The sequence below is a fragment of the Chelatococcus sp. KU-N122 genome, assembly GCF_055391085.1.
The window spans coordinates 236,129-261,351 of the sequence record NZ_AP043981.1 but is presented as its reverse complement, the minus strand read 5'-3'; the positions used below and the strand labels follow the sequence as shown (position 1 = coordinate 261,351).

26 protein-coding genes and 1 other RNA gene are annotated in these 25,223 nt (G+C 69.4%); 13 read left to right on the top strand and 14 right to left on the bottom strand.

All coding sequences use genetic code 11. From position 1 onward, the window contains the following. The first annotated feature begins 24 nt into the window (after positions 1 to 24). From ihfB to ACZ5PO_RS01160, 3 genes are all read left to right on the top strand, one after another. On the top strand, positions 25 to 336 hold the full coding sequence (gene ihfB, locus ACZ5PO_RS01170; protein WP_464189413.1) for an integration host factor subunit beta: 312 nt from the start codon (positions 25 to 27) through the stop codon (positions 334 to 336). A 19-nt stretch (positions 337 to 355) separates the two neighbouring features. After that, positions 356 to 685, top strand: a complete 330-nt coding sequence (locus ACZ5PO_RS01165) for a lipopolysaccharide assembly protein LapA domain-containing protein (protein ID WP_464189411.1) — start codon at positions 356 to 358, stop codon at positions 683 to 685. A 492-nt stretch (positions 686 to 1,177) separates the two neighbouring features. Next, entirely contained in the window at positions 1,178 to 1,720 is a 543-nt protein-coding gene (locus ACZ5PO_RS01160; RefSeq protein WP_464189409.1) for a DUF1465 family protein, read from the top strand. 236 nt (positions 1,721 to 1,956) lie between these two features. Here the strand turns inward: ACZ5PO_RS01160 and rpmE are convergent, their stop codons facing one another. Then, positions 1,957 to 2,187 carry a 50S ribosomal protein L31 gene (gene rpmE / locus ACZ5PO_RS01155; protein WP_464189407.1) on the bottom strand — a complete coding sequence of 77 codons (231 nt, stop codon included), beginning with the start codon at positions 2,185 to 2,187 and terminating at the stop codon, positions 1,957 to 1,959. A gap of 278 nt (positions 2,188 to 2,465) precedes the next feature. Here rpmE and ACZ5PO_RS01150 point away from each other — a divergent pair, with 278 nt between their 5' ends. Next, positions 2,466 to 4,295, top strand: a complete 1,830-nt coding sequence (locus ACZ5PO_RS01150; protein WP_464196596.1) for an ABC transporter transmembrane domain-containing protein — start codon at positions 2,466 to 2,468, stop codon at positions 4,293 to 4,295. 19 nt (positions 4,296 to 4,314) lie between these two features. On the opposite strand, the gene ACZ5PO_RS01145 is transcribed toward ACZ5PO_RS01150, so the two are convergent. From ACZ5PO_RS01145 to tkt, 10 genes are all read right to left on the bottom strand, one after another. Further along, complete coding sequence (locus ACZ5PO_RS01145; RefSeq protein WP_464189405.1) at positions 4,315 to 5,346, bottom strand: peptidoglycan -binding protein; 1,032 nt, start codon at positions 5,344 to 5,346, stop codon at positions 4,315 to 4,317. Then, a complete protein-coding gene (locus ACZ5PO_RS01140) occupies positions 5,346 to 6,371 on the bottom strand; it encodes a flagellar motor protein MotA (RefSeq protein WP_464189403.1) in 1,026 nt (341 codons plus the stop codon). The genes ACZ5PO_RS01145 and ACZ5PO_RS01140 overlap by 1 nt, the downstream gene beginning before the upstream one ends. 118 nt (positions 6,372 to 6,489) lie before the next feature. Then, positions 6,490 to 7,281: an inositol monophosphatase family protein gene (locus ACZ5PO_RS01135; protein WP_464189400.1), complete on the bottom strand. Its 792-nt coding sequence runs from the start codon at positions 7,279 to 7,281 to the stop codon at positions 6,490 to 6,492. Positions 7,282 to 7,401: 120 nt separating this feature from the next. Further along, the gene (locus ACZ5PO_RS01130) at positions 7,402 to 8,586 is read right to left on the bottom strand and encodes a tetratricopeptide repeat protein (RefSeq protein WP_464189398.1); all 1,185 of its coding nucleotides are present in this window, start codon (positions 8,584 to 8,586) and stop codon (positions 7,402 to 7,404) included. After that, positions 8,583 to 9,224 carry a thiamine phosphate synthase gene (locus ACZ5PO_RS01125; RefSeq protein ID WP_464189395.1) on the bottom strand — a complete coding sequence of 214 codons (642 nt, stop codon included), beginning with the start codon at positions 9,222 to 9,224 and terminating at the stop codon, positions 8,583 to 8,585. The genes ACZ5PO_RS01130 and ACZ5PO_RS01125 overlap by 4 nt, the downstream gene beginning before the upstream one ends. A gap of 125 nt (positions 9,225 to 9,349) precedes the next feature. Beyond that, complete coding sequence (locus tag ACZ5PO_RS01120; protein WP_464189393.1) at positions 9,350 to 10,375, bottom strand: class I fructose-bisphosphate aldolase; 1,026 nt, start codon at positions 10,373 to 10,375, stop codon at positions 9,350 to 9,352. 193 nt (positions 10,376 to 10,568) lie between these two features. After that, on the bottom strand, positions 10,569 to 11,759 hold the full coding sequence (locus ACZ5PO_RS01115; protein ID WP_464189391.1) for a phosphoglycerate kinase: 1,191 nt from the start codon (positions 11,757 to 11,759) through the stop codon (positions 10,569 to 10,571). Beyond that, positions 11,759 to 12,151 carry a hypothetical protein gene (locus tag ACZ5PO_RS01110; protein WP_464189389.1) on the bottom strand — a complete coding sequence of 131 codons (393 nt, stop codon included), beginning with the start codon at positions 12,149 to 12,151 and terminating at the stop codon, positions 11,759 to 11,761. The genes ACZ5PO_RS01115 and ACZ5PO_RS01110 overlap by 1 nt, the downstream gene beginning before the upstream one ends. A 169-nt stretch (positions 12,152 to 12,320) precedes the next feature. Then, entirely contained in the window at positions 12,321 to 13,328 is a 1,008-nt protein-coding gene (gap, locus tag ACZ5PO_RS01105; protein ID WP_464189387.1) for a type I glyceraldehyde-3-phosphate dehydrogenase, read from the bottom strand. 374 nt (positions 13,329 to 13,702) lie between these two features. Then, a complete protein-coding gene (gene tkt / locus ACZ5PO_RS01100; protein WP_464189385.1) occupies positions 13,703 to 15,694 on the bottom strand; it encodes a transketolase in 1,992 nt (663 codons plus the stop codon). Between the two features lie 352 nt (positions 15,695 to 16,046). Here tkt and ACZ5PO_RS01095 point away from each other — a divergent pair, with 352 nt between their 5' ends. Next, positions 16,047 to 16,355 carry a DUF4164 family protein gene (locus ACZ5PO_RS01095; protein ID WP_464189383.1) on the top strand — a complete coding sequence of 103 codons (309 nt, stop codon included), beginning with the start codon at positions 16,047 to 16,049 and terminating at the stop codon, positions 16,353 to 16,355. Between the two features lie 170 nt (positions 16,356 to 16,525). Further along, complete coding sequence (locus tag ACZ5PO_RS01090; RefSeq protein ID WP_464189380.1) at positions 16,526 to 16,900, top strand: cell division protein ZapA; 375 nt, start codon at positions 16,526 to 16,528, stop codon at positions 16,898 to 16,900. Between the two features lie 25 nt (positions 16,901 to 16,925). Here ACZ5PO_RS01090 and ACZ5PO_RS01085 read toward each other — a convergent pair whose 3' ends face one another. Then, positions 16,926 to 17,117, bottom strand: coding sequence for a cupin domain-containing protein (locus tag ACZ5PO_RS01085; protein WP_464189378.1), 192 nt, complete (start codon positions 17,115 to 17,117; stop codon positions 16,926 to 16,928). A gap of 409 nt (positions 17,118 to 17,526) precedes the next feature. Between ACZ5PO_RS01085 and ssrS the strand changes: the two genes are divergently transcribed. Then, positions 17,527 to 17,684, top strand: a non-coding RNA gene (gene ssrS, locus ACZ5PO_RS01080) — 6S RNA. 51 nt (positions 17,685 to 17,735) lie between these two features. Here the strand turns inward: ssrS and ACZ5PO_RS01075 are convergent. After that, positions 17,736 to 18,353, bottom strand: a complete 618-nt coding sequence (locus ACZ5PO_RS01075) for an NIPSNAP family protein (RefSeq protein WP_464189376.1) — start codon at positions 18,351 to 18,353, stop codon at positions 17,736 to 17,738. Between the two features lie 419 nt (positions 18,354 to 18,772). Here ACZ5PO_RS01075 and ACZ5PO_RS01070 point away from each other — a divergent pair, with 419 nt between their 5' ends. From ACZ5PO_RS01070 to ACZ5PO_RS01060, 3 genes are all read left to right on the top strand, one after another. Continuing rightward, positions 18,773 to 19,153, top strand: coding sequence for a 5-formyltetrahydrofolate cyclo-ligase (locus ACZ5PO_RS01070; RefSeq protein ID WP_464189374.1), 381 nt, complete (start codon positions 18,773 to 18,775; stop codon positions 19,151 to 19,153). Between the two features lie 323 nt (positions 19,154 to 19,476). Next, entirely contained in the window at positions 19,477 to 20,301 is an 825-nt protein-coding gene (locus ACZ5PO_RS01065) for a TIGR00282 family metallophosphoesterase (protein WP_464189371.1), read from the top strand. A 176-nt stretch (positions 20,302 to 20,477) separates the two neighbouring features. Beyond that, the gene (locus tag ACZ5PO_RS01060) at positions 20,478 to 22,073 is read left to right on the top strand and encodes a DUF1131 family protein (RefSeq protein ID WP_464189369.1); all 1,596 of its coding nucleotides are present in this window, start codon (positions 20,478 to 20,480) and stop codon (positions 22,071 to 22,073) included. Positions 22,074 to 22,243: 170 nt separating this feature from the next. Here ACZ5PO_RS01060 and ACZ5PO_RS01055 read toward each other — a convergent pair whose 3' ends face one another. Next, complete coding sequence (locus ACZ5PO_RS01055) at positions 22,244 to 22,858, bottom strand: Dps family protein (protein ID WP_464197250.1); 615 nt, start codon at positions 22,856 to 22,858, stop codon at positions 22,244 to 22,246. Positions 22,859 to 23,121: 263 nt separating this feature from the next. On the opposite strand from ACZ5PO_RS01055, the gene ACZ5PO_RS01050 reads away from it, so the two are divergent. From ACZ5PO_RS01050 to ruvA, 3 genes are all read left to right on the top strand, one after another. Beyond that, complete coding sequence (locus tag ACZ5PO_RS01050) at positions 23,122 to 23,871, top strand: YebC/PmpR family DNA-binding transcriptional regulator (protein WP_464189367.1); 750 nt, start codon at positions 23,122 to 23,124, stop codon at positions 23,869 to 23,871. Positions 23,872 to 23,967: 96 nt separating this feature from the next. Then, positions 23,968 to 24,492, top strand: a complete 525-nt coding sequence (gene ruvC / locus ACZ5PO_RS01045; RefSeq protein ID WP_464189366.1) for a crossover junction endodeoxyribonuclease RuvC — start codon at positions 23,968 to 23,970, stop codon at positions 24,490 to 24,492. Positions 24,493 to 24,558: 66 nt separating this feature from the next. After that, on the top strand, positions 24,559 to 25,176 hold the full coding sequence (gene ruvA / locus ACZ5PO_RS01040) for a Holliday junction branch migration protein RuvA (RefSeq protein WP_464189363.1): 618 nt from the start codon (positions 24,559 to 24,561) through the stop codon (positions 25,174 to 25,176). Positions 25,177 to 25,223 lie beyond the last annotated feature (47 nt).

Below are 25,223 nucleotides of genomic sequence, written 5' to 3'. Positions count from 1 at the left end.
TGATCAATGGGATACGGATCGACGATGATCAAATCGGAACTCGTCCAGCGTATCGCGGAACACAACCCGCACCTCTACCAGCGCGACGTCGAGAACATCGTCAACGCGATTCTCGACGAGATTACGCGGGCGCTGGCACGCGGCGACCGGGTCGAGCTGCGCGGCTTCGGCGCATTTTCGGTGAAGACGCGCGACGCCCGCACCGGTCGCAACCCACGGACCGGTGAAACCGTGGACGTGTCGCGCAAGGCGGTGCCGGTCTTCAAGACCGGCAAGGAGATGCGCCTGCGCCTCAACGCGGCCCCGATCAAGGGGCGCATCGCGGCTGAAGCCTGATGCCGGCGGAGACGACGCCTTGAAGACACTGCTTCGACTGCTGGTGCTGCTGCCGCTCGCGATCGTGATCGTGCTGCTCGCCATCGCCAATCGTACGCCGGTGCTGTTCTCGCTGGATCCGTTCGCGCCGGATGCGCCGGCGCTCGGGGTCCAGCTGCCGCTGTTCGTGGTCATCTTTGCGGCGCTGCTGCTGGGTGTGCTGATCGGCGGCCTCGCCTCGTGGCTGGTGCAGGGACGGCATCGGCGCGCCGCGCGCGTCAATCGGCGCGAAGCCGAACGGCTGAAGGGCGAGACCGAGCGGCTGAAATCGGCCCTGGCGGCCCGCACGCCGGCGCTCGGGCAGCCGTAGCGCCCGGGCCAGGACGGGGCCGCTGCCGGTTGCTGGCCGAAGCAGCGCTCCAGATTCAAAAAGTTAGGAGCATTTCGCCATTGGATGACCTCATCCAGTGGCGAAATGCTCTGGCGCCCGGCAATGGCCGGGACGCGGCGCGGCCCCGCTCGTTAACCAGCCCTTAGGGTTTCCAAGCTATTACTTTCCGCATCCAGTTTCGCTGGATGTCGAGTGGTTCTGTCCACTCTGTTGACGCCTCCCTGTTGATACGACTTCGAAGCCGCCTGCGGGCGGCTTCTTTTTTGCCCCGAGGCTCCCGGGCCCCTGTTGTCCCGCCGTGCTTTGGCACAATGTTGCGGCTGTGCCGCCGAGCAGCGCGATGTCCGATTTTGGGCCTGATGCGCTCGACGAGCGGGGTGATTGTTAGGCTTAATAAAGGGTAAAGCTTTCGCTCGCGCGTCGCTTCGCTACAGTCCGCGGCGAGCCGAAGATGCTGTGGAGCTGGGGGCCATGAGCGAAAGCGCACGACGTTTGCCGAGCGAGGATTCGGCTGATCCGATTTCGTTCGCCGCCCGCTTCGCCGGCAGCAACGCCTTCAATCTTCTGTTTGCCGAAGCGACCCAGCTGGTCGAGAAGACGGCGGCCTATCTCGACGGGCCCGGGCGCGTCGATTCAGCCGGGCTGCGCGGCATTGCCGCGCTCACCTTCGCCCAGGAGAGCACGCGCCTGTCGACGCGGCTCATGCGCCTCATGTCGTGGCTGCTCATCCGCCGCGCGGTGGCCGACGGCGACATGACCGAGGTCGAGGCCGAGCAGCAGCGCCGCAAGAGCGACAGCTATGCCGAACCGCCGCCGCCGGCGGAGACCCTGCAACTGCTGCCGGAGTATCTGACCGATCTGATCGCCAGCGCGGCCCGCCTGGAAATCCGCATGCTCCATATCGACGCAAGCGAGATGACCGACGCACCGCGTCCGTCCCCCGTGCGGCGGGAGCTCACGCTGCTCAAGGCAGCGTTCGGCGAGCGGCCGGCACCGACGCGCGGCAAGCCCTGACGGGGCCGCGACGGCGTACGGCCGTCGGGGCGAAGCCGGGAATGGCGCGGCGAGTGGCCGTCAGCTGCCTGAGCGTTAGAGCATTTCCCGACCAGATGGACCCATCTGGTCGGGAAATGCTCCAGATCTTCGAATCCAGAGCGCTTCTCTCCGATCGGGTGGTTCCACCCGATCGGAGAGAAGCGCTCACGTGGCGACGGCTGCCCCTGAGCGGACCGGGGGCCGGTCCGCGGACGCTACTTCTTGCCGAAGCTCAGGCCGCCGAACTTGTTGGCGAAGCGCGAGACCCGGCCGCCGCGGTCGATAAGGGTCTGCGAACCGCCGGTCCAGGCCGGGTGGGTCCTGGCATCGATGTCGAGGGTCAGCGTGTCGCCGTCCTTGCCGTAGGTCGAGCGCGTCATATACTCGGTGCCGTCGGTCATGACGACCTTGATCAGGTGGTAATCCGGGTGCGTGTCCGGCTTCATGGCAGCATCCTCGCGCTCAGCCCGAACGAGGCCGGCGCATTACAATTAGCAATGTCCGAAGTCGCGACCCTATAGCGCAGCGCCCCGGACATGACAAGGCCGCGGGGAGGGCGCATCTCGCCGGCGCATAGAGGACGCGAGCGCGTGTCGCGGTCAGATGTGACCTTCCGTGCCGATAGACATGTTCTAAGTCAACGAATCTGGAGCGCGTCTCTGCGATCAGGCGGTTCCACCCGATCGGAAGAGGCTCCAGGGCCGATTGGATCCATATGAGTGAAATGACCGACAGCGGCACCGCGGCCGAGCCGCAAGGCGCAGAGCAACGATCCGGCGTCGCCGGGCGCCGGCGGCCGAACCTCGCTGCGCTGCGAGCCATGCTACCCTTCGCCCTGCGCTACCGCGGTCGCATGGCCGCTGCCCTGGTGGCGCTCACGTTGGCGGCCGCCGCCACGCTGACCCTGCCGATCGCCATCCGCCGCTTGATCGACCTCGGCTTCTCGCCGGACAGCGGCGGCCTGGTGAACGTCTATTTTCTGGCGCTCGGCGGCGTGGCCCTGGTGCTCTCGCTGGCCAGCGCGGCGCGCTACTACCTCGTCATCACCTTGGGTGAGCGCGTCGTTGCGGACGTGCGCAGCGCGGTGTTCCGCCACCTGACGCGTCTCGACCCCTCGTTCTTCGACAGCGTCAAGAGCGGCGAGATCGTCTCGCGACTGACGGCCGACACCACCCAGATCAAGGCCTCCTTCGGCGCCAGCGCGTCGCTGGCGCTACGCAACCTGTTCCTGTTCCTCGGCGGCGTCGGGCTGATGGTGGTCACCAGCCCCAAGCTGTCGCTGATGGTGCTGATCGCGATCCCGATCATCGTGCTGCCGCTGGTGGCCTCGGGTCGCGGCGTCAGCCGTCGCTCGCGTGCCGCCCAGGACCGGCTGGCCGACGCGTCCGCCTATGCGGTCGAGGCCATCGGCGCCTCGCGCACCATGCAGGCGTTCGGCGCCGAAGCGGCGACGGCGCGCCATTTCGATGCCGCCTCCGAGGAGGCGTACGCGGCGGCCCAGCTGTCGACCCGGGCGCGGGCGTTGCTGACCGGCTTTGCCATGTTCATGATCAGCGCCAGCGTCGTCGGCGTGCTGTGGTACGGCGCCCACGACGTACTGGTCGGCACCATGACCGCCGGCCGGCTGTCGCAGTTCCTGCTCTACGCCGTGCTTGCCGCCAGCGCGCTCGGTGAGCTCTCCCAGGTGTGGACCGAGGTGGTGCAGGCCGCCGGCGCCGCCGGCCGGCTCGGAGACCTCCTGGCGGCCAAGCCTGCCATCGTGGTGCCCGCCGACCCGGTGCCTCTGCCGGAGCGGCCGCTGGCCACGCTCGCCTTCGAAAACGTGCATTTCGCCTATCCCACCCGCCAAACGGCCGCGGCCCTCAAGGGCGTGAGCTTTGCGGTGGCGGCCGGCGAGCGCGTCGCCATCGTCGGCCCGTCCGGGGCGGGCAAGAGCACGGTCTTCCAGTTGGCGCTGCGCTTCTACGATCCGCAGGAGGGCCTCGTCCGGGTGGACGGTGTCGATGCCGCCCGCACCGACCCGGAGGCGCTGCGGCGGCGGTTCGCCCTCGTGGCGCAGGATCCGGTCGTGTTCGGCACGAGCGTCGCCGACAACATCCGCTACGGCAAGCCGGAGGCGAGCGACGCCGAGGTGGCGCGCGCGGCCGAGCTCGCGGCGGCTGACGCCTTCATACGGGCGTTGCCGCAGGGTTACGAGACGCCGCTCGGCGAGCGTGGCATCACCCTGTCCGGGGGGCAGCGCCAACGCATCGCCATTGCCCGGGCGCTGCTGAAGGACGCGCCGATCCTGCTGCTCGACGAGGCGACCTCCGCCCTCGATGCCGAGAGCGAGCGGCTGGTGCAGGCGGCCCTCGATCGGCTGATGCGCGGCCGCACCACGCTGGTGGTGGCCCATCGCCTCGCCACGGTGCTGTCGGCCGATCGCATTCTCGTCATGGACGAGGGCCGCATCGTCGAGGAGGGGACGCACGACCGGCTGGCGCGGGCCGGCGGCCTCTACCAGCGGCTGGCGCGACTCCAGTTCGGCGACATCGAGGTACGGGCGGCGGAGTAGGCCCCCGCCACCGCAGCGCTCATCGCTCGGTGAGCTTCAGCTCGATGCGGCGGTTGCGGGCGAGGGCCTCGTCCGTGGCGGCCAGGTCGACCGGCTGGTATTCGCCGAAGCCGGCGGCCAGCAGCCGCTGCGGCGGCACGCCCCTGGACGCGAGATACTGCACGACGGAGATGGCGCGCGCCGCCGAGAGCGCCCAGTTCGATTTGAACTCGCCGGCGCCGGAGAGCGGCCGCCTGTCCGTGTGGCCGTCCACCCTGAGCACCCAGGGGATGTCCGGCGGGATTTCCTTGGAGATGTCGAGGATCGCATCGGCGACCTTGTCGAGCTCGGCATTGCCCTGCGGGCGCAGGGTCGCGGCGCCGGTATCGAACAGCACCTCCGACTGGAAGACGAAGCGGTCGCCGACGACGCGGATGTCGGGCCGATTGCCGAGGATCTGCCGCAGCCGGCCGAAGAAATCCGATCGGTAGCGGGCCAGCTCCTGCACCTTCTGCGCCAGCGCCACGTTCAGCCGACTGCCGAGATCGGCGATGCGCGCCTGGCTCTCCTTGTCGCGCGCCTCGGAGGCGGCCAGCGCCTCCTCGAGGGCGGCGAGCTGGCGCCGGAGCGCCGCCATCTGCTGGTTGAGCGTCTCCACTTGCGCCAGCGCCTGGTCGGAGATCTGCTTCTGCTTGTCCAGATCGGAGCTGAGCTGGCCGGCCCGCGCATTGGCAGCGGTATCCTGGGCGGCGCCGGATGCCAGCAGGCCTTGCAGGCGGTCGCGGTCGCCCTCGGCGGCCTTGAGCGAGGATTGCAGCAGCGCCAGGCTGTCCTCCAGGTTCTTCTTGCCCGACCGCTCCAGGGCAAGCAGGTCGTTGAGCTCGGCGATCTGACGATTCAGGCGCTGCAGCGCCGTATCCTTGCCGCTGATCTCCTGGCTCAAGAAGAACTGCACCATCACGAAGACGGACAGCATGAAGACGACTGCGAGCACCAGGGTCGACAAAGCGTCGACGAAGCCCGGCCAATAGTTGAGCCCGCGGTCGGCGCGGCGGCCGCGCGCGAGCGCCATCAGCCGAGCTCCTCGGTGCGCCGGCGCGGCTTGGCCTTCGCCGGCTCGTCGGGCTCGTCCGTCGTCAGCCGCTCCAGCGCGGCCTGGATCGCGCGCTGCTGATCGGCCTGCGCCTCCACCCAATCGCGGATCAGCTGCTGCTCCTGGCGCATGTGCTGGACCAGGTCGCGAATGCCGTCGGCGAGGCTCGCCATCGCCTGAGCCTGGCCGCGGCTGCCGTCGCCCGCCGCCATCGCCACAAAATTCTGGTTCAGCCGCTCGATCGCCGCCGTCAGCGCCGGGGAGGCCTCGGCACCGGCGCTGATCACCGGCAACTCGTCGCTGACGCTGGCCGCGAGGCCGTCCTCCAGGCCGGTGTAGAAGCGCGTCTGGGCCTGGCCCAGCTGCAGGTCGAGGAAGCCCAGGATCAGCGATCCCGCCAGGCCGAACAACGATGACGAGAAGGAGATGCCCATGCCGCCGAGCGGGGCGGCCAGGCCGCTCTTGAGCTCGTCGAAGAGCGCCGCCGCTTCGCCCCCGGTGCGCATGGAACGGATCACGGCGCCGACGGAGCTCACCGTCTCCAGCAGGCCCCAGAAGGTGCCGAGCAGGCCCAGAAACACCAGCAGCCCGGCCAGGTAGCGCACGATCTCTCGATTTTCGTCGAGCCTCAGCGCAATGGCGTCGAGGACGGAGCGCATGACCGGCGTGCTGACGCTGCGGCCGGCACCGAGCTGCGCCGCCATCGGCGCGAGGAGGGACGGCGGCTCCGCCTCCGGCAGTTGTCCGCGCCGCAGGCCGGCCGAGCCCGTCGCGTTCACCCAGCCGACCGCGCCGAACAGCCGCAGCACCTGGGCGATGGCGATGATGATGCCGATCAGCAGCACCAGGCCGATCAGGCCGTTGAGCCCCGGATTGTTGAGGAAGGCGGTCCAGATCGGCTGGTACAGGATGAAGGCGAGAAAGCCGACGAGGATCAGGAACACCACCATGCGCACCAGATGGATGCGCGGGGATGTTAGATGCAGCGGATCGGCCTCAGCCATCGGCGGCCTCGCGTCGGTTTGCGTGCGCGGTTCCGCCCGGCGCACGATTGGACCTCAAGATCGTTGCCACTCCCCGAGCGGGCTATCCATCGACCAGCCCGCACCTCGTCCGGCGTCGTCAGGCTGCCGATTTGATCAGCCGCAGCAGCTCCCGGTGCATGTACTCATTGCCGCACGCGATGCTGCCGCTGCCGGCCGGATCGTCGCCGCCGTCGGCCTCGCTCGCCATGCCGCCGGCCTCGCGCAGGATGCACAGGCCCGCCATGAGATCCCAGGACTTGAGATTGCGCTCCCAGTAGGCATCGGCCCGGCCGGCCGCCACGTAGCACACGTCGAGCGCAGCCGCGCCCTGCCGGCGGATGCCGGCGAAATGGACCATCATGACGGACAGCTCGCGCAGGAAGCGCTCGTGGTCGGGGCGTCCGATGTGGGGAATGCCGCACAGCACGATGGCCTGATCCAGCGCGTTGCGGGCGGCGACCCGAAGCCGCCTGTTGTTGACGAAGGCGCCCTTGCCCCGCTCGGCGATGAACCACTCGTCCTTGATCGGATCGTAGACCACGCCGGCCACCGGCATGCCCTCGCGCTCCAGCCCGACCGAGATGCAGAAGTGCGGCAGCCCGTGCAGGAAGTTGGTCGTGCCGTCGAGCGGGTCGATATGCCAGCGGTGCGAGGCGTCGGTGCCGTCGACGATGCCGCCCTCCTCGAGCACGAAGCCATAGCCCGGCCGCGCCTTCTCGAGGGCGCCGCGCAGGATGTTCTCCGTCTTGCGGTCGGCGGCCGAGACGAAGTCGCCGGGGCCCTTGCGCGAGACCTGAAGCTGCTCGACCTCGCCGAAGTCGCGCTTCAGCGAACGGGCCGCCTTGGCAACGGCGTCGGTCATCACGGTCATCAGCGGCGAACGGATCATCGGGGCAACCTTTGCGCGCTCGTCGGCGCGATTGCCGTCAACGCGAGATGTCGCGCGGTGTTGCAGGCCGACGCGAAAGGGGAGAGCCGCCGCCCATGTGCATCGCAGCACGGGGCGTCGTCAAGGCGTCTCTCCCGCCAGTTCCGCTCGGTGGCGGGCCGCCAGTGTCTCGGCCCGCCGGCGCTCGTCCGCGCTCAGCCCCTTCAACGCCTCGTCGAGCCAGGGATCGGTCAGGCCCTGGCCGGCTGCGAGCAGATGCCAGCCGGCGGCCTCCACCAGGTCCGGCGGGGCGCCGCGCCCGGTGACGAGCAGACGGGCGAGGCGATTCTGGGCGATGGCGTTGCCCTGCGCGGCGGCGTGCAGGAACAGCTTGGCCGCGCCGGCCTCGTCCTTGTCCGTGCCGGTGCCGTTGAACAGCGCGATGGCGTACTCGACCTCGGCGGCGACGAGCCGGTTGGCCGCGGCTTTCGCCAGCAGCGCCGTCGCCTCGACGTCGTTGCGGGGAGCGCCCGCTCCTTTCCTGTAGAGGGTCGCCAGCACGTATTGGGCCTCGGGGACCTCGGCGTCGGCGGCGATGCGCAGCAGCAGCACCGCTTCCGCCGCACCGGCGTCGCCGGGCTGGGCGAGCTTGACCAGCGCCAGATTGTAGCAGGCAGCGGGCTGGCGCGCGGCCGCCGCCGTTTCCAGCAGCTTCAGGCCGCCGGGCTCGTCCTTGGGCACGCCCCGGCCCTGCAGCTTCATCATGGCAAGCGCAAAGGCGGCGTCGGCGTTGCCGGCAGCGGCTCCTCGCTGGTACCAGTCGGCGGCCTTGGCGAGATCCTCCGGTACGCCGAGGCCCTGGTTGTAGAGCTCGCCCAGCAGCGTCATGGCGGCGCCGTCGCCCGGCGCGCGCTCCAGCCGCCGCAGCGCTTCCTGCATGGCCGTGGCGAAGTAGCCGCGCTGGTAGGCGCCATAAGCGGCGTCGGCCGTATCGGGGCTCGCGGGCTGCTGCCCGGCCTCGGGCTTCACGTCGTAGGAGTTGGGCAGGACCGGCCCGCGCACCGCGCCGCGCCGCTCCGCATCCGAGGGCGGGCGGTCCGTCGGACGCGGCAGCGTGAAGGCCGGAGAGCCCGGCATGCCGGGCTGCATGGTGGGCCTGCCGAAAGAGCTGCCGTCCGGCGGCAAGGTCGGTATCGGGAGGATCGGCGTCGCGGGCCGCGGCCCCGGCGCCTGGGCAAGCGCCGCGATCGGCGCAGCGCCTGCGGCCGCGAGCATGATCGGGAGGCCGACGGTGAGCGCCCGCCGGCGGCGGCTGATCCCGGTCATCGGAAGGCCGTCTCCGCCCCGGCGAGCAGATCGCGGGCGCGGGCGACGGCGGCTGCCGCCCCCTCGGCCGCGCCGAACACGGCGTCGCCCAGAGCTACGAACTCGGTCCCCGTCGAGGCGATCAGCGGCACCGCGTCGAGCTGCGCGGCATAGGCGACGCAGGGCACGGCAAACAATTCCGCCCACCAGGCGGCGCGCTCCACGGTGGCCTCCACGTCGGGCACGAAACCGTCCGCCCGCGGCTCGCCGAACATCACGTAGTCCACGTCGGCCTCGCCGGCGACCATGGCGTCGTGGCGCAAGGAGAGCGCGCCGACGCCGACGATACGGTCGGGCTGCAATGTGCGGGTCGCGTCCCGCAAGGTTGCCGGATCGGCGCCGCTCAGATGCACGCCGTCGGCGCCACCACGAATGGCGGCCTGGGGACTGGCCGTCACCAGCAGGGCCGCGCCTCGTTCCTGGACGATCGGCGCCAGGCGCTTGATGCGATTGATGGTGCTGCGCTCGTCGTCGCGCGGCAGATCGATGAGGACGGCGGCCACGTCGCCGGCTGCGCAAACCTCCGCCAGGAGCGGCGCAAAGGCCTGCGCGTCGGCGATGGTCGGCGTGATCAGATAAAGGCGGGTGGGCTCAGCCATGGCTCAACAGGACGTCAACAAATGCGGGATGGCCTCGGGGGACGCCACCCCTCGACTCGCTTCTGCGCGAGCATGATGCCGAAAAGTGGGCGCCGATCCCGCTCGGCGCCCAATCTCGAAGCGCTCTAGGCCGCCTGGCTCTCCAGCTCGCGCGTCCACTCGCCCCGGGAGGCAAGCCCGTTCATCAGCGCGCGATGGGCAAAGGCCTTTTGGCCGGCCACGACGTTCTCGGGCTTGCCCGACCAGGCCTTCTGCGGCGCGGCCTGCAGGGCGCGGCCATAGCTGAAGGTCATCTTCCAGGGGAAGCCGCCGATGCGGTTCATGGCATCGAGATGGGCCGTCGCATCCTCGTCGCTCTGGCCGCCGGACAGGTAGGCGATGCCCGGCACGGCCGACGGTACGCAGCGCTTCAGCACGGCGATGGTCGCCTGGGCGACCTCGTCGACCGACGCCTGCTTGGGCGACTTCTTGCCCGGCACGATCATGTTGGGCTTGAGCACGATGCCCTCGAGCGCGACGCGCGCGTAGAACAGCTGCTGGAAGACCTCCTTCAGCGTCCACTCGGTGACTTCGGCACAGCGGTTGATGTCGTGGTCACCGTCCATCAGCACTTCCGGCTCGACGATCGGGACGATGTTCGCCTCCTGGCACAGGGCGGCGTAGCGAGCCAGGGCCTGGGCGTTGGCGTTGATGCAGTTGTAGCTCGGGATGCCGCTGCCGATGTCGATCACCGCCCGCCATTTGGCGAAGCGTGCGCCCAGCTTGTAGTACTCGTTCAGACGCTCGCGCAGGCCGTCGAGGCCCTCGGTCACCGTCTCCCCGGGGGAGAAGGGCAGGGGCTTGGCGCCGGCGTCGACCTTGATGCCCGGAATCGATCCGGCCTGCTCGATCAGCTTGACCAGCGGCGTGCCGTCCTTGGCCTGCTGACGGATGGTTTCGTCGAACAGGATGACACCCGAAATATTGTTCGTCATCGCAGCGGCTGTGCGGAACATGAACTCGCGATAATCCCGCCGCGTGTCGGCCGTGGAGGGAACGCCGATGGCGTCGAATCGCTTGGCGATGGTGGATGAGCTCTCATCCGCTGCGAGGATGCCCTTGCCGGGGACGACCATCGCCTCGGCAATCTTGTTCAGTTCATCGAGCTGCACATCAACCTCCCGTCTGGACCTGGGTAGCACGGGCGCCTGATCGCCAAAGGCGGATGCCGCTTTGGAGGACGATCGCGCCGAAAACATAATCAAAGAGGGATGCTGGCCCCATGAGCCGTCCCTCCGCCGCCCCGGGGCCGCCAGCCCGAGCCGCCGACCGTCGAGACACCCGCCGCAGCGGCGCCTTCGGCCCTCAGGCCTTACGCAGCGCTTCGACGCCCGGCAACGCCTTGCCCTCGAGCCATTCGAGGAAGGCGCCGCCCGCCGTCGACACGTAGCTGAAGTCGTCGGCGACGCCGGCATGGTTGAGCGCGGCGACGGTGTCGCCGCCGCCCGCCACCGACAGCAGCTTCTTCTCACGCGTGCGCCCGGCGGCGTGACGCGCCGCCTCGACGGTGCCGCGGTCGAACGGCTTGATCTCGAAGGCGCCGAGCGGGCCGTTCCAGACCAGGGTCGCCGCATCGTCGATGACGGCGCGGATACGGTCGATGGAGAGGGCGCCGACGTCGAGGATCATGCCGTCGCTCGGTATGGCATCGACCCCGTAGGCGTGATGCAGCGCGTCGGCGGCGAACCTGTCGGCCACTTCGGCGTCGACGGGCAGCACGATGGCGCAGTTGGCTTCTTCCGCCTTGCTCATGATACGTCGCGCGGTATCGGCCAAATCCTTTTCGCAAAGCGATTTCCCGACCGGGAGCCCCTGCGCGTAAAGGAAGGTGTTGGCCATGCCGCCGCCGATCACCAGCGCATCGACCTTGGCCACGAGGTTCTCCAGCAGCTCGATCTTGCTCGACACCTTGGCGCCGCCGACGACGGCGACGATCGGCCGGGCCGGATGCTCGAGTGCCTTCGACAGCGCCTCCAGCTCCGCCTGCATGGTGCGCCCGGCATAGGCCGGCAGCACCCGGGCGAGACCTTCCGTGGAGGCGTGCGCCCGGTGGGCCGCCGAGAAGGCGTCGTTGACGTAGATGTCGCCGTTCGCCGCCAAGGCCTTGACGAAGTCCGGGTCGTTCTTCTCCTCGCCGCCGTGGAAGCGGGTGTTCTCCAGCAGCAGCACGTCACCATCGGCCATGGCGGCGACCTTGCTCGCCGCCGGCTCGCCGATGCAGTCGTCGGCGAAGGCGACGGGCTGGCCCAGCAGCCGCGCCAGCTCCGCTGCTACCGGCCGCAGGCTGTCCTTGGCATCGCGGCCCTTGGGTCGGCCGAAGTGAGCGAGCAGGATCACCTTGCCGCCGGCTTTCGCGATCTCGCGGACGGTCGGCAGGATGCGCTCGATGCGGGTCGCATCGCTGATACGGCCGTGCTCCATCGGCACGTTGAGGTCGACGCGCAGAAGCACGCGCTTGCCGGCCAGAATTGCGTCGTCGAGGGTGCGAAAGCTCATCAGGTCAATCCCGGAATGCCGAAACGCTGCGCCAGCACGACGAAGATCGCGGCCAGCACCGCGGCGATGATGGCCGTGGCGATCAGCGCGCCGAAGCCGGGCAGGCGGCCGACGCGGGCGGCGAGCCGCTCCAGCTCGTCCTGGCGCGCCAATCCGCTGGTGACCCCGGTCGTGTGCTCGACCCGATCCTCCACGCGCAGCAGCAGCGCTTCGGCGCGGGCGTATTTCTCTTCGACGCGCGCCACTTTGTCTTCGATACGCGCCAGCTGATCGTGCAGGATCTTGTCGGCGGGAATGGATTCCGACAGCGGCGCCGGGGTGGCGGCGGGCGGCGTACGGCCGGCTCCGGCAGGCCAGGTCGGTTCGACGCGGTAACTCGGCTCGTCGCTCATGCTCGACTCCTGGGCTAGAGCGCCTGCCGTCCGGTGGATTGCCCCACCCCGGAGAAGCGCTCCAGATGCAAAGAGCTGGAGCATTTCCATCCGGCCGGACGACCGCGTCCGATCGGGAAAATGCTCCGGTCGCTGTGCCCGCGCCCGCGCGGGCGCCGTCATGGGCGGCTCAGATCAGCTTGCCCATGGCGACGGCGGTATCGGCCATCCGGTTGGAGAACCCCCACTCGTTGTCGTACCACGACAGGACGCGCACGAGGGTGCCGTCGAGCACCTTGGTCTGATCGATGTGGAAGATCGACGATGCCGGATGGTGGTTGAAGTCGATCGACACGTTGGGGGCGTCGGTGAGGGCGAGCACACCCTTGAGCTGCTGGTCGGCGGCGCGCCTGATCGCCTCGTTGATCTCGTCCTTCGACGTGGCCTTGCGGGCGACGAACTTGAAATCGATCACGGACACGTTCGGCGTCGGCACGCGGATGGAGGTGCCGTCGAGCTTGCCGTTGAGCTCCGGCAGCACCAGACCGACCGCCTTGGCGGCACCCGTGGACGTCGGGATCATCGACAGCGCCGCGGCCCGGGCGCGGTAGAGATCCTTGTGCATCTGGTCCAACGACGGCTGGTCGTTGGTGTAGGAGTGGATGGTCGTCATGAAGCCCTTCTCGATGCCGACCGCGTCGTTCAGCACCTTGGCGACGGGCGCCAGGCAGTTCGTGGTGCACGAGGCGTTCGAGACGACCAGATGGTCTCCCGTCAGCTTGTCGTGGTTGACGCCGAAGACGACGGTGAGATCGGCGCCGTCGGCCGGCGCGGATACCAGCACGCGCTTGGCGCCGGCATCGAGGTGCGCCTTGGCCTTGTCCTTGGAGGTGAAGATGCCGGTGCATTCGAGCGCGATGTCGACGCCGAGCTCCTTGTGCGGCAGGGTCGCCGGATCCTTGATGGCAGTCACCCGGATGGCGCGGCCGTCGACGAGGATGCTGTCGCCCTCGACCTTGACCTCGCTCGGGAAGCGGCCGTGCACGCTGTCGAAGCGGAGCAGATGGGCGTTGGTCTCCACCGGGCCGAGATCGTTGATGGCGACCACTTCGACGTCCGTGCGGCCCGATTCGACGATGGCGCGCAACACGTTGCGCCCGATGCGCCCGAATCCGTTGATGGCAACCCGAACCGTCATGATCCTCTCTCCTCGTCCCGTCTGCCCCGGCGCCAAGCCTGCGGGCGCCGGGAATTGCCGATTTCAACCGTCGCGGTCCGCCAAGCTGCCGCTCCTGGTTGGATGCGAAGGCGGCGCGCGCCCCGATGCGATCGGGGCGGCCGCCGGTTCTCGATCACGCGGCCATGGATCCGGCCAAGCCGGGGTCGTGGACGTGATCGCGCCGAGAAGGTCCGGCGCGGGTGCGGGCTTGTGCCCGCGCGCGCTTGCCCCTCGGTGAGGCTCCTAAGCATGGATTGCTGCTGCAATCCATGCCCGATCTCACATAAGTGGCGCGGTGGCGCCTGCCCAGGGCGCCTCGAGACCGTTCGGCCCCGTGCCGCGCCGCCGAGGCGTCACGCGTTGTGGCGCTTGACGACCTGCTCGACCACCGCCTCCGGCGTGATGCCGAAGTTCTTGTAGACCTCCTTGTAGGGGCCGCTGGCGCCGAAGCTCGACATGCCGACGAAGCCGCCGTGCTCGCCGATGACGGCATCCCAGCCGAAGCGCACGGCGGCTTCCGCCGCGACCCGGATCTTGGCGGTGCCGATCACCGCGCGGCGCACGTCCTCCGGCTGCTCCAGGAACAGGTCGAGGGAGGGCACCGATACGACGCGCGCGGCGATGCCCTGCTGCTTCAGCAGCGCCTGCGCCTGCATGACCAGCTCCACCTCCGAGCCGGTGGCGAACAGCGTCGCGACCGCCTCGCCATCCGCCGGCGACAGCTCGTAGGCGCCCTTGGCGCAGAGGTTCTCGCTGACGTGGGTGGTGCGCACCGGCGTCAGGTTCTGGCGCGACAGCACGAGCATGCTGGGGCCTGTCGTCCGCTCGAGGGCCAGCTGCCAGCACTCGGCCGTTTCCACCGTATCGGCGGGCCGGTAGACGTGCAGGTTGGGCATGGCGCGCAGCGCCGCCAGGTGCTCGACCGGCTGGTGGGTCGGCCCATCCTCGCCCAGCCCGATGGAGTCGTGGGTCATGATGTAGATGACCGGGATGTGGGCCAGCGCCGAGATGCGGATCGCCGGCCGGGCGTAGTCGGTGAAGACGAAGAAGGTGCCGCCGGCCGGGCGGAAGCCGCCGTGCAGGGTCATGCCGTTCATGGCGGCCGACATGCCGTGCTCGCGGATGCCGTAGTGGATGTAGCGGCCGCCGTAGGAGCCCGGCGCGATCTCGGTCAGGTTCTTGGTCTTGGTGTTGTTGGAGGGCGTCAGGTCGGCGGAGCCCAGGATCAGCTCGGGCACCGCGACCGTCACCACCTCCAGCGCGATCTCGCTCGACTTGCGCGTCGCGACCGTCTGCGGCTCGGCCACCAGGTGGCGCTTGAGGCCTTCGATGGCCGTATCCAGGCCTTGCGGCAGCTTGTGCTCGATGCGGCGGGTGAACTCGCGGCGCTGCTCCTCCGGCGCCTTGTCGAAGCGCGCCTGCCAGGTCTCGCGCGCCGCGCTGCCGCGGCCGCCGAAAGCGCGCCATGCCTGCAGGATCTCGTCGGGGACCTCGAAGGAGCCGTAAGGCCAGCCGAGCTGCTCCTTGGCCGCCTTCAGCTCGTCGGCGCCGAGCGGTTCGCCGTGCGCCTTGGACGTGCCCTGCTTATGCGGCGCGCCGAAGCCGATCACCGTCTTGCAGGCAATGAACGACGGCCGGCCGGTCTCCTGCTGGGCGTTGATGATGGCCTGAGCGATGGCATCGGGGTCATGGCCGTCGATGCGGACCGCGTGCCAGCCCGCCGCCTCGAAGCGCTTCACCTGGTCCACGGAATCGGCCAGCGTCAGGGGCCCGTCGATGGAGATGCCGTTGTCGTCGTGGAAGACGATGAGCTTGCCGAGCTTGAGGTGGCCGCCGAGCGCGATCGCTTCCTGGCTGACGCCCTCCATCAGGTCGCCGTCGGAGGCCAGCACGTAGGTGTAGTGGTCGACCAGCTCGTCGCCGTACTCGGCCGCCAGCATGCGCTCGGCGAGCGCCATGCCGATGGACGTGGCGATGCCCTGACCCAGCGGGCCCGTGGTCGTCTCGACACCCGTCGTCATGAAGTTCTCGGGGTGGCCGGGCGTCTTGGAGTGGATCTGGCGGAAGCGCTCGATCTCGGCGAGCGTCATGCCCTCGTAGCCGTTGAGGTAGAGCAGGGCGTAGAGCAGCATCGAGCCGTGGCCGGCCGACAGTACGAAACGGTCGCGGTCGGGCCAGTGCGGCTGGGTCGCATCGAACTTCAGAAAGCGCGTGAACAGGACGGTAGCGATGTCGGCTGCCCCCATGGGCAGGCCAGGGTGACCGGACTTGGCCTTCTCGACGGCATCCATCGCGAGGGCACGAACCGCATTCGCGAGATGACGGTGTTCAACGAGGTTGGTCATCGGAGGTCCGCCTGCGTCGGGTTTGAGGTATCCGGATCCGGCCTCGGGGCGAGCCCGGACGCGCCCGGGGTTGATAGCAGTTGAGCTTAGTGAGTCAAATTGTCGAGCAAATGGCGTCAGATAAGGGCGAGCGGCCGGCAAGCCGGCTCAAGATTCTGCCTGCCGCGGGTTTCAACAGCACCGCCACATGCGCTAATTGCTGGGTGGCGCGCCGGCCGGCCCGGCCGCGTTGCCCGGGCAGGCGCATCCATCCGCGATCCGGCGTGACTTGCGGATTCTTGTGTCTGAGCCGGGATGCCATGAGAAGGATCGGACAGGTCAAATCCACCCGGGATGCGGGCAGCAAGGCGCCATGAACCTCAACGAGGCACTGAAACGGCTCGACGCCGCCCTGACCGCGCTGGAGGCCGCCGCCGCCCGGCGCGAGGAAGCCGACCGCCGCAGCGGCGATCTGGAAACCGAGCTGTCGCTGATGCAGGACGACCGCGCCCGGCTGGCCGTCGACCTGGACGGCACGATCGCCAAGCTCGACCGCATGGAGGCGACGACGGCGGACGTCGGCCGCAGGCTCGAGCGGGCGATGGCTGCGGTGCAGGCGGTTTTGGACGCGGAGACGGCCGGGCCGCCCGCCGCTCCGCCCGGCCCCAACGACGGGGACTAGCATGGGGCACCCTGGATCGAACCGGGCCAGGGCCCTAAAATATGCTCGATTCGAGGCGCTTAGATCGGCCGCGCGCGCCGCCGCCCACGCCGCTCGGTCGGGGCCGGCGCAGCGGCCCGACATGGTGCCGACAGACAAATGGCGCCGACAGACAACCAGTTGAGGCCCCCATGGCGCACGTATCGGTCACGATCGCCGGCAAGGTCTATCGCATGGCCTGCGAGGACGGGGAGGAGAAGCATCTCGAGGGCCTCGCGCAGACCTTCGATCGGCGCATCGCCACTCTGCAGGAGTCCTTCGGCCCGATCGGCGACATGCGGCTGCAGGTGATGGCCGCGCTGATGGCGCTCGACGAGCTGGAAGAGGCCCAGAAGCGCCTGCTCGACGCCGAGCACGAGATGCGGTCGCTGCGCCAGGCCTTGACGGCGGGGGACGAGCGCGTCGACGTTGTCGAGGCCCAGGCGGCGGAAACGCTCATCAACGTCGCCGAGCGCATCGAGCGGCTGGCCCGCGCGCTCAATCCCGGGTCGTCCAATCCCGCCTGACGTTCGTCTCGACGGCGGCCGCCAGCTATTTCGGCTTGTCGGAGGGCAGCAGGATGGTGCTGCTGCCGGTGCCCGGCGGCACCTGGTCGATGACGAGCAGCTTGACCGTGTCCGCGCCTTCGGTGGCGCCGAAGTGCCATGCGTCGATCATTTCCACGATGAAATCGCCGGTGCGGTACAGCGTGCTGCGGCCGCCGTCGGCGGACGACACGCGCAAGGTGCCGGCCTCCACGTAGGCGTAGCGGGGAAGGGGTGCTTGTGGATCGGCAGCCTGACGCCCGGCGGAATGGTGTAGCGGGAGACGATCACCTCGACGTCGCCGCCGGGCAGGCGGATGGGCTGATCAGCGGCGGTGCGATCGGACCGGAACAGGAGCGCCACGGATGCCGCCGCGGCCGGCGGCGCCGGCGGCACCTCGACGGGCCTGAGCGGAGCCTCGGCCCTGGTCGCACTGATCGCCGCCAGAGCGGCAAGGCCGAACACGATTATCCGGATCGTCACGTTGGTCCCCCTTGAATCGCTCGATGCCTCGCGCATGTGGACGCTCCACGCGTGCGATGCTCTGCACCGCTCAAGCTTGGCGCCGGCATCTAGCATTTGCGCAGGAAGCGCCCTACGTTAGCGCGGCGGGGCTGTGGGGTGCGTCAGGAGACACATATCCCCGGGGCCTTATCGATCCGAACGGGAGCTGTACCTGCCCTTGTCCGTGGACTTGGGCACACGGCGCCCACCTACGTTGTAGGTTTCCCGGGATCGATTCTCCAACGCCTTTCGCGGCTCCGCACGTCCTCCGCCATTCCGCGCCGCGCGCGGCCGGCCTCGATGACCGCCGCCGTCACGACAGCGGCGAATACGGCTCGGGCCGAGCGATCGTCGAGACCGCTTCCAGCACCTGTTCGGCCGCGCCCGGCGGCGGCCAGATGCCGTCCGCGGTCGCCTTGGCGCGGATGGCCGAGCGCGCGTCGACGCCGGCATAGGGCCAGATGTGCGTGATGCGCGGCGCGCCGTCGAGCGCGTACATGGCGATGACGAGGGGCGACCTCGACGCCCGCGCCGGCATGGCCGCCTCCCAGCCCGCCAGCGTCGGCGGCAGCCCGCCCGGCCTCAGCTTGTACGTGCGGAACTCATAGACGTCGCCGTAGACGCCGGGCCGGACGGGCGGCAGGAACGGAAACGGCGCGTAGCTGTCCATCTCGAGCGCCGTGATCGCGTCGCCGGCGTTGAACGGGTTGGCGCTGAGCAAGGCGCGCCTGCGCTCGGCCGCCAGTTCCTCCTGGCTCGCGAACCTGCGCAAGATCAGCAGGCGTCCGAGCGTGCCGATGTCGGTCCGCCAGCATCCGAGCAGGTCGCCCTTCGCATCCGGCGCGCTCAGGAAAGCTTGCGCGCCGTCCGAAGCCCTGGAGACAGAAACGACCGGGCATGACAGCGTCGTGAGCTCGTAGAACTGGGGCATGCTGGGACCCTTTCGGCCGGCGGGATGCAACGGGACGCATGCCGACATGCGGCGTCTGCCGTCCCATGCGCAAGGCCGCGACCGCCGAGGCGTGCTACAATTAGCGTGGACGCCGTCGTCTGGCGTCGAGGCAGACCTCGGCTTCATGTGCGCGCGATGACAAACGTATCCATGCGGGCGGTGCCGTGCGCATCCGCCGGGTCCAGGTGAGGGCCGCCGATGCCGGCCGCCGACCGTAAGGCGGCGCTGCGCCGGGCATGCCTGGCGCGGCGGGACGGGCTCCCTCCCGCCGTTCGCGCGGCGGCCTCTCACGCGATCGCGGCGAACGCGCTGCTGCTGCCCCAGCTCGGCCATGCCTCAGCGGGGGCCCCGTCGCCGGCTACTGGCCGATCCGCAGCGAAGTCGATCCGCGCCCGCTGATGACCGTGCTGGCCAGCCGCGGCACGGCGCTCTGTCTGCCGGTCGTGGCGGCGCCCACCTTGCGGTTCCGGGCCTACGCGCCGGGCGACCCCTTGCACGATGCCGGCTTCGGCACCAGGGGCCCGTCGCCCGAGGCGCTCGAGGTCTCGCCACGCATCCTGCTGGTGCCCTGCGTCGCCTTCGACCGGGACGGTGGGCGGCTGGGGTATGGCGCCGGGCATTATGACAGGGCCCTGGCGCGGCTCGCGGCGCACGGACCGGTGGTCGCCATCGCGCTCGCCTTCGCCGCCCAGGAGGTGGAGCAGGTGCCGGCCGAGGCGCACGACCGGCCCCTTGACGCCATCGTCACCGAGCGCGAATGGGTGAGCCCCGCCGGTTAGGCCGGTTTGACGGCCGCCGCACGATCGGCTTTCCCCCCCATGTGGCGAATCCGAAATTCGCACCACCTCGGAGCCGCGCTTGGAGCGAATTTCGGATTCGTGAGCCACACGAGCAATTCGATGATTCTAGTGTGGTTTAATGGATTTGAAGTTCCTGAACGCGGATGCCATGCACAGGGCAGGAACGTCAAATCCACCACGCTGGAGCATTTCGTCATTGGATGGGATCATCCAATGACGAAGCGTTCCTAACCTCTTGAATTTGGAGCGCTTCCTTGCGATTGGGTGGTTCCACCCAATCGCGAAGCGCTCTAGGGCTCGACATGCGACTTCTCTTCATCGGCGACGTCTGCGGCCGTGCCGGCCGCCATGCGGTCGTCAACCGGCTGCCGGAGCTGCGGACGCGCTGGAACCTCGACTGCGTCGTCGTCAACGGCGAGAACTCGGCCGGCGGCTTCGGCATCACCGAGGACATCTGCGACGCCCTGATCAACGCCGGCGCCGATGCGGTGACGCTGGGCAACCATGCGTTCGACAACCGTGACGCCCTGGTCTTCGCCGACCGCCAGCCGCGCCTGGTGCGCCCGGCCAACTATCCGAGCGGCACGCCAGGCCGAGGCGCCACCGTGGTCGAGACCCAGAAGGGCGCGCGCGTGCTCGTCGTCAACCTCATGGGACGCGTGTTCATGGAGCCGCTGGACGATCCCTTCGCCGCCGCCGAGCGCGAGCTGGCGGCGGCGCCGCTGCGGCATGCGTGCGATGCGATCCTGGTCGATTTCCACGCGGAGGCGACGAGCGAGAAACAGGCCTTCGGCTATTTCGTGGACGGCCGCGTGTCGCTGGTGGTCGGCACGCACACCCATGTGCCGACCGGCGACCACCGCATCCTCGCCGGCGGCACCGGTTACATGTCCGACGCCGGCATGAGCGGCGACTACGACAGCGTCATCGGCATGCACAAGGAGGAGCCGGTGCGGCGCTTCCTGCAGAAGACGCCGGGCGGCCGGCTGGAGCCCGCCGGCGGCGAGGCCACCCTGTGCGGCGTCGCAGTCGAGACCGACGATGCGACCGGCCTGGCGACCCGGATCGCGCCGGTCCGACTCGGCCCGCATCTCGGTGAAGCGCGACCGGATTTCTGGGAGCCCTGAGCGCCGCCGGCGCGGCGCTCGTGACGCTGCAAATCATCGAATTGGAAGCGCTTCCGTTCGGCCGAGCGATGCCGCCCGGCCGGGACACGCCCGGGTGCGCGCGGGTTGACAGGGGCCGACGTCGCGGCCTCTCTGCCGCCCGCATCGACAACGCCTGTTCGACGGGAGCCAGACGCATGCGAATCGGGACTGCGGCCTTCGGGGCAGGTCTGCTGATGATGTCGGCCGTGGCGGCTGCCGCGGACCAGCCGCCGCTCTACAAGGAGCACGGCGACTGGAGCGGTCGCTGCATGAGCACCGGCCTGTGCGTCATCGCCTCGGGCCCGTTCGAGATCGTGCGTGGCTGGGCTTGGGATGCCATACCCCTGGTCTGCTATTACGGGGCGGACGCCGGCGCGGGCGAGCTCACGGTCGATGTCGGCGGCCAAGCCTTTGCCGTGGCGCCAGATCCGTCCCTGACCGGCGCCAAGCAGATCGCCGCCGGCCACCACGCCTTCGACGCCTATGTGCGCCAGCAGCAGCGCAACGGCCGGTCTGCCTGCCAGCCCGCGGCGGCGGAGCCCAAGCTGCTCGAGGCGATGGCCGCAGGCCAGCAGGCGACGACCGGACGGGCGGGCCGGACGACGCCGCTGTCGCTCGCCGGCTTCACGGTTCTGGCGGATTGGATGGACGCGCGCCAGGAGCGCACGGGCACCAGCGGCGCCCTGCTGAAGCCGGGCGCTGCCGCTCCTCAGGATGCGCCGCACGCCGCACCGCTGCTGCAATCGGACCCGCTGCCGCGCGCGGTCCAGGCGGTCTACGACGAGCCCAAGGCGGCGTGCGCCACCATCCGGCCGGACAATTTCGACGGCGCCGGCGCGGCGCGAATCGCGTTGGGCGGCGGGGCCGAGCTGTTCCTGCTGCCCTGCGGGGAGCCGGGCGCCAACCAGCCGATGCTGGCCGTGACGCTGCTGCCCAACGGCCAGGCCATCAACCAGAGACTGGAGTTCGTCAGCGACGGCAAGCGGTTGGCGGAGCTCGGCGGCATGAACCTGGTCTGGGACGGGCGCAACCATCGGCTCGTCGGCCGCCAGTCCATGGGCTACGCCTGTGCGATCGAGACACGATGGCGTCCGGCCGGTCATCGGTTCGAGTTCGACAGCCAGGTGCAGAAGGTCGGCTGCAGCAAGCCCGATGCGCCCAACGTGCAGGAGTGGGTGGCAGTCCGGCATGCGGCTGCGACCGAGGTCGGCGCGTCCGCCGCCGCGCCGGGCCAGCAGGCCCTGCTCCTCACCGATCAGGGGCTCGGCCCCTTCGAAGCGGGCGGGCGCTACGACACCGCGGACCTGGCCAAGCTCGCCGGCACCTTCAAGATCAGCCGCGCCCCCAAGGTCGAGGGCGAAGCAGGCTACACCTCGACCTACGAGCTGATCCCGGCGGGGGCCGGCACCGGCACCATCTCGGTCGCCTATACCTTCCATGGCCCGCTCGTGGCGATCGAGGTCACCGACCCGGCCGTCAAGGTCGCCGGCGGCCATGGCGTCGGCGGCGCCTTCCCGGCCGTCGTTCCCGAAGCGGAGATCGCGCAGCGCTGCGGCGCCGGCCTCGAAACCCTGTCCGGCCTGACCGTGTGCAGCTTCCCGGGCACGGCCCACCTCGCTGCGGCCTTTTCCCAGCCGGGCTATTCCGGGCCGGACGGTCAGCTGCCGCCCGCATCGGTTCTGGCCAAGGCGCACGTGGTCAAGCTGCTTTGGCTCGACAGCCCGAAGGACGCCGTCACCCGTGTGAACTAGAAAGCTTCTCGATCGGGCGGAACCACCCGATCGGAGCGAAGCGCTTCGGATTCAGCGCATACGAGCAGCTCTTCCCGATCGGAGGAGCGCTCTGATCGGGAATGCCCCAGGGCCGCTGCGGACCAATTCCAGAAATCGGGCCGGTCCGCAGCGAACGGCGGCGCCCCTCGCTAATGGCCGGTGCTATCGGCCCGGCGGCTCGCCTCGAACAGGAACCAGGTCCGCCGTTCGGTCGCATCGATGAAGTTCTCGAGCAAGCTCGTCGTGGCGAAGTCGTCGTGCTTGTCGGCGATGCCGTGCGCTTCCCTGAGCGATGCGACCATCGCCTTGTTGTCGGCGACGAGCTCCAGCAGCATGTCGCGCGGGTCGACATACTCGGCCTCGTTGTCGGAGATCCGCGACAGCTTGGCGATCTGGCCGATGGAGCGGAGCGTGGTGCCGCCGATCTTGCGGGCGCGCTCGGCCAGGTCGTCGGTGCTCTCGAAGATCTGCTCGGACTGCTCATCGAGCAGCAGGTGGTAGTCGCGGAAGTGCGGGCCGCTGACGTGCCAGTGGAAGTTCTTGGTCTTGATGTAGAGGGTGAAGGTGTCGGCGAGCAGGGCCTTCAGCGCGTCGGAGATCTCCAGCACCGCTTCGGGCGACAGATCGGTCGGCGTGTCCAGGCGATTGGGGGCGACGCTCGACGGCGCGGCGGCGGAACTCTTCTTCGCAGGAGGCTTCGCGGCTTCGCGGCTGGCGGCGGGGGTTCTGGCGGGCGAACCCTTGGGGGTCGACGCTTTGGCCATGGCGGTCACCTTGGGATTGTTCGACGAGAGGTGTGGCGTGCGGTTGCAGACGGCACCGCACACGCTTGCCTCAATCGCGGGGGCACGTCAAAGGTTCCCGAAGGCCGTTCGCTGCGCCGGTGGCCGCCCGACCGTCCCGCGTTCGGGCTTCCTTCCTTTTGCGGCAAAGTCGCCCTATAAGGCCGCCTTCACGCCGGCGCCGCCCCGTGACGTCCGTGCGGACCGATCGCAAGATCTCCGGGTTCAGATTATCGAGTATTTCCATGGCCGGACATTCCCAGTTCAAGAACATCATGCACAAGAAGGGCAAGGCCGACGCGGCTCGGTCGAAGCTCTTCTCCAAGCTCGCGCGCGAAATCACCGTGTCCGCCAAGCTCGGCCTGCCCGACCCGTCGATGAACGCGCGGCTGCGGGCGGCGGTCCTGGCGGCGCGCGCGGAAAACATGCCGAAGGACAACATCGAGCGGGCCATCAAGAAGGCCTCCGGCAACGACGCCGAGAGCTATGACGAGATCCGCTACGAGGGCTACGCGCCCGGCGGCGTCGCGCTGATCGTCGAGGCACTGACCGACAACCGCAACCGCACCGCCTCGGACGTGCGCTCCCTGTTCACCAAGGCCGGCGGCAGCCTGGCCGAGACCGGCGCGGTCTCGTTCATGTTCGATCGGGTCGGCCTGGTCGGCTACGACGCCAAGGTCGGCGATGCCGATACGGTGCTGGAAGCGGCCATCGAGGCCGGCGCCGACGACGTGGTGTCGACCGAGGACGGGCACGAGATCTACACGGCGCAGGATAGCCTGGCCGACGTCGCCAAGGCGCTCGAGGCCAAGTTCGGCGAGCCGCGCATGGCCAAGCTGGTGTGGCGGCCGCAGAATGGGGTCGCCGTCGACGACGAGGCCGGCGAAAAGATCCTCAAGCTCGTCGATGCGCTCGACAGCCACGACGACGTGCAGACGGTGTACGGCAATTTCGAGCTGTCGGACGCGCTGCTGGCCAAGCTCAGCGCCGATTAGGCTCGTCGTGTCGGGACGGACGGGCCGAGCTCGGCCCGCCATCGGCGCTGCGGCGAGTTAACTGTTCGTTCGTCGTTTGTTCGGCTAGATAGCCCCATGGGCTTTCCTGCGATTCGCATCCTGGGCATCGATCCCGGCCTGAGGCGCACCGGCTGGGGGGTGATCGCGTCGGAAGGCACGCGGGTGGGCTTCGTCGCCTGCGGCCATGTGCGCTCGAGTGACGGGGCGAGCCTGGCCGACCGCCTGTGCGAGCTGCACCGTGGCCTTCAGAGCGTCATTACGGCCTGGCAGCCGGACGAAGTCGCCGTCGAGGAGACCTTCGTCAACAAGGACGCGCAATCCACCTTGAAGCTTGGCCATGCCCGCGGCGTCGCCCTGCTGGTGCCCGGGCTGGCGGGCCTCCTCGTCGCCGAATACGCCGCCAACCTGGTCAAGAAGACCGTCGTCGGCGTCGGCCACGCCGACAAGCGGCAGGTCGAGGCCATGGTGCGGGTGCTGCTGCCCAAGGCCACGCCGGACGGCGCCGACGCGGCCGACGCGCTCGCCGTCGCCATCACCCATGCCCAGCACCGCGAGGCGGCGCGGCGGCTGGGGCATGCCCGATCAAATGCGCGCATCTGATTGCATGGACATGCTCCACGTTCTCGAGGCTGAAGTATTTTGGGGCCGCATGGGCTGGGAGCGGCGATGATCGGCAAGCTCAAGGGGCTGATCGACAGCTACGGCGAGGATTTCGTCATCGTCGACGTGGGCGGCGTCGGCTATGTCGTGCATTGCTCGGCCCGCACGCTGCAGAACCTGCCGCCGGCGGGCGAGGCGGCGAGCCTCGCCATCGAGACCCACGTGCGCGAGGACATGATCCGCCTCTACGGCTTCCGCTCGGATGCGGAGCGCGAGTGGTTCCGGCTGCTGCAGACGGTGCAGGGGGTCGGCGCCAAGGTGGCGCTCGGCATCCTCTCGGCGCTGGATCCGGCCGCGCTCGCCACCGCCATCGCCATGGCCGATCGCACGGCGATGGCGCGGGCGCCGGGGGTGGGGCCGAGGCTCGCCGCCCGCATCGTCGCCGAGCTGAAGGACAAGGCGCCGGCCTTCGGCCACGTCGATCCGATCGTGGCCAGGCTGGCCGGCGCGGTCGACGGCGGCACGGCACCCGCGGCGACGGCGGACGCCGTCTCGGCTTTGGTCAATCTGGGTTACGCTCAGCCACAGGCGGCGGCGGCGATCGCCGCGGCGGTGAAATCGGCTGGCGACGACGCCGACGCACGGACCCTGATCCGCCTGGGCTTGAGGGAGCTGGGCAAATAGAGCACCGCGGTCACGCCGCGCGCGCGGCGTCGGGTGAGGAGGACGGT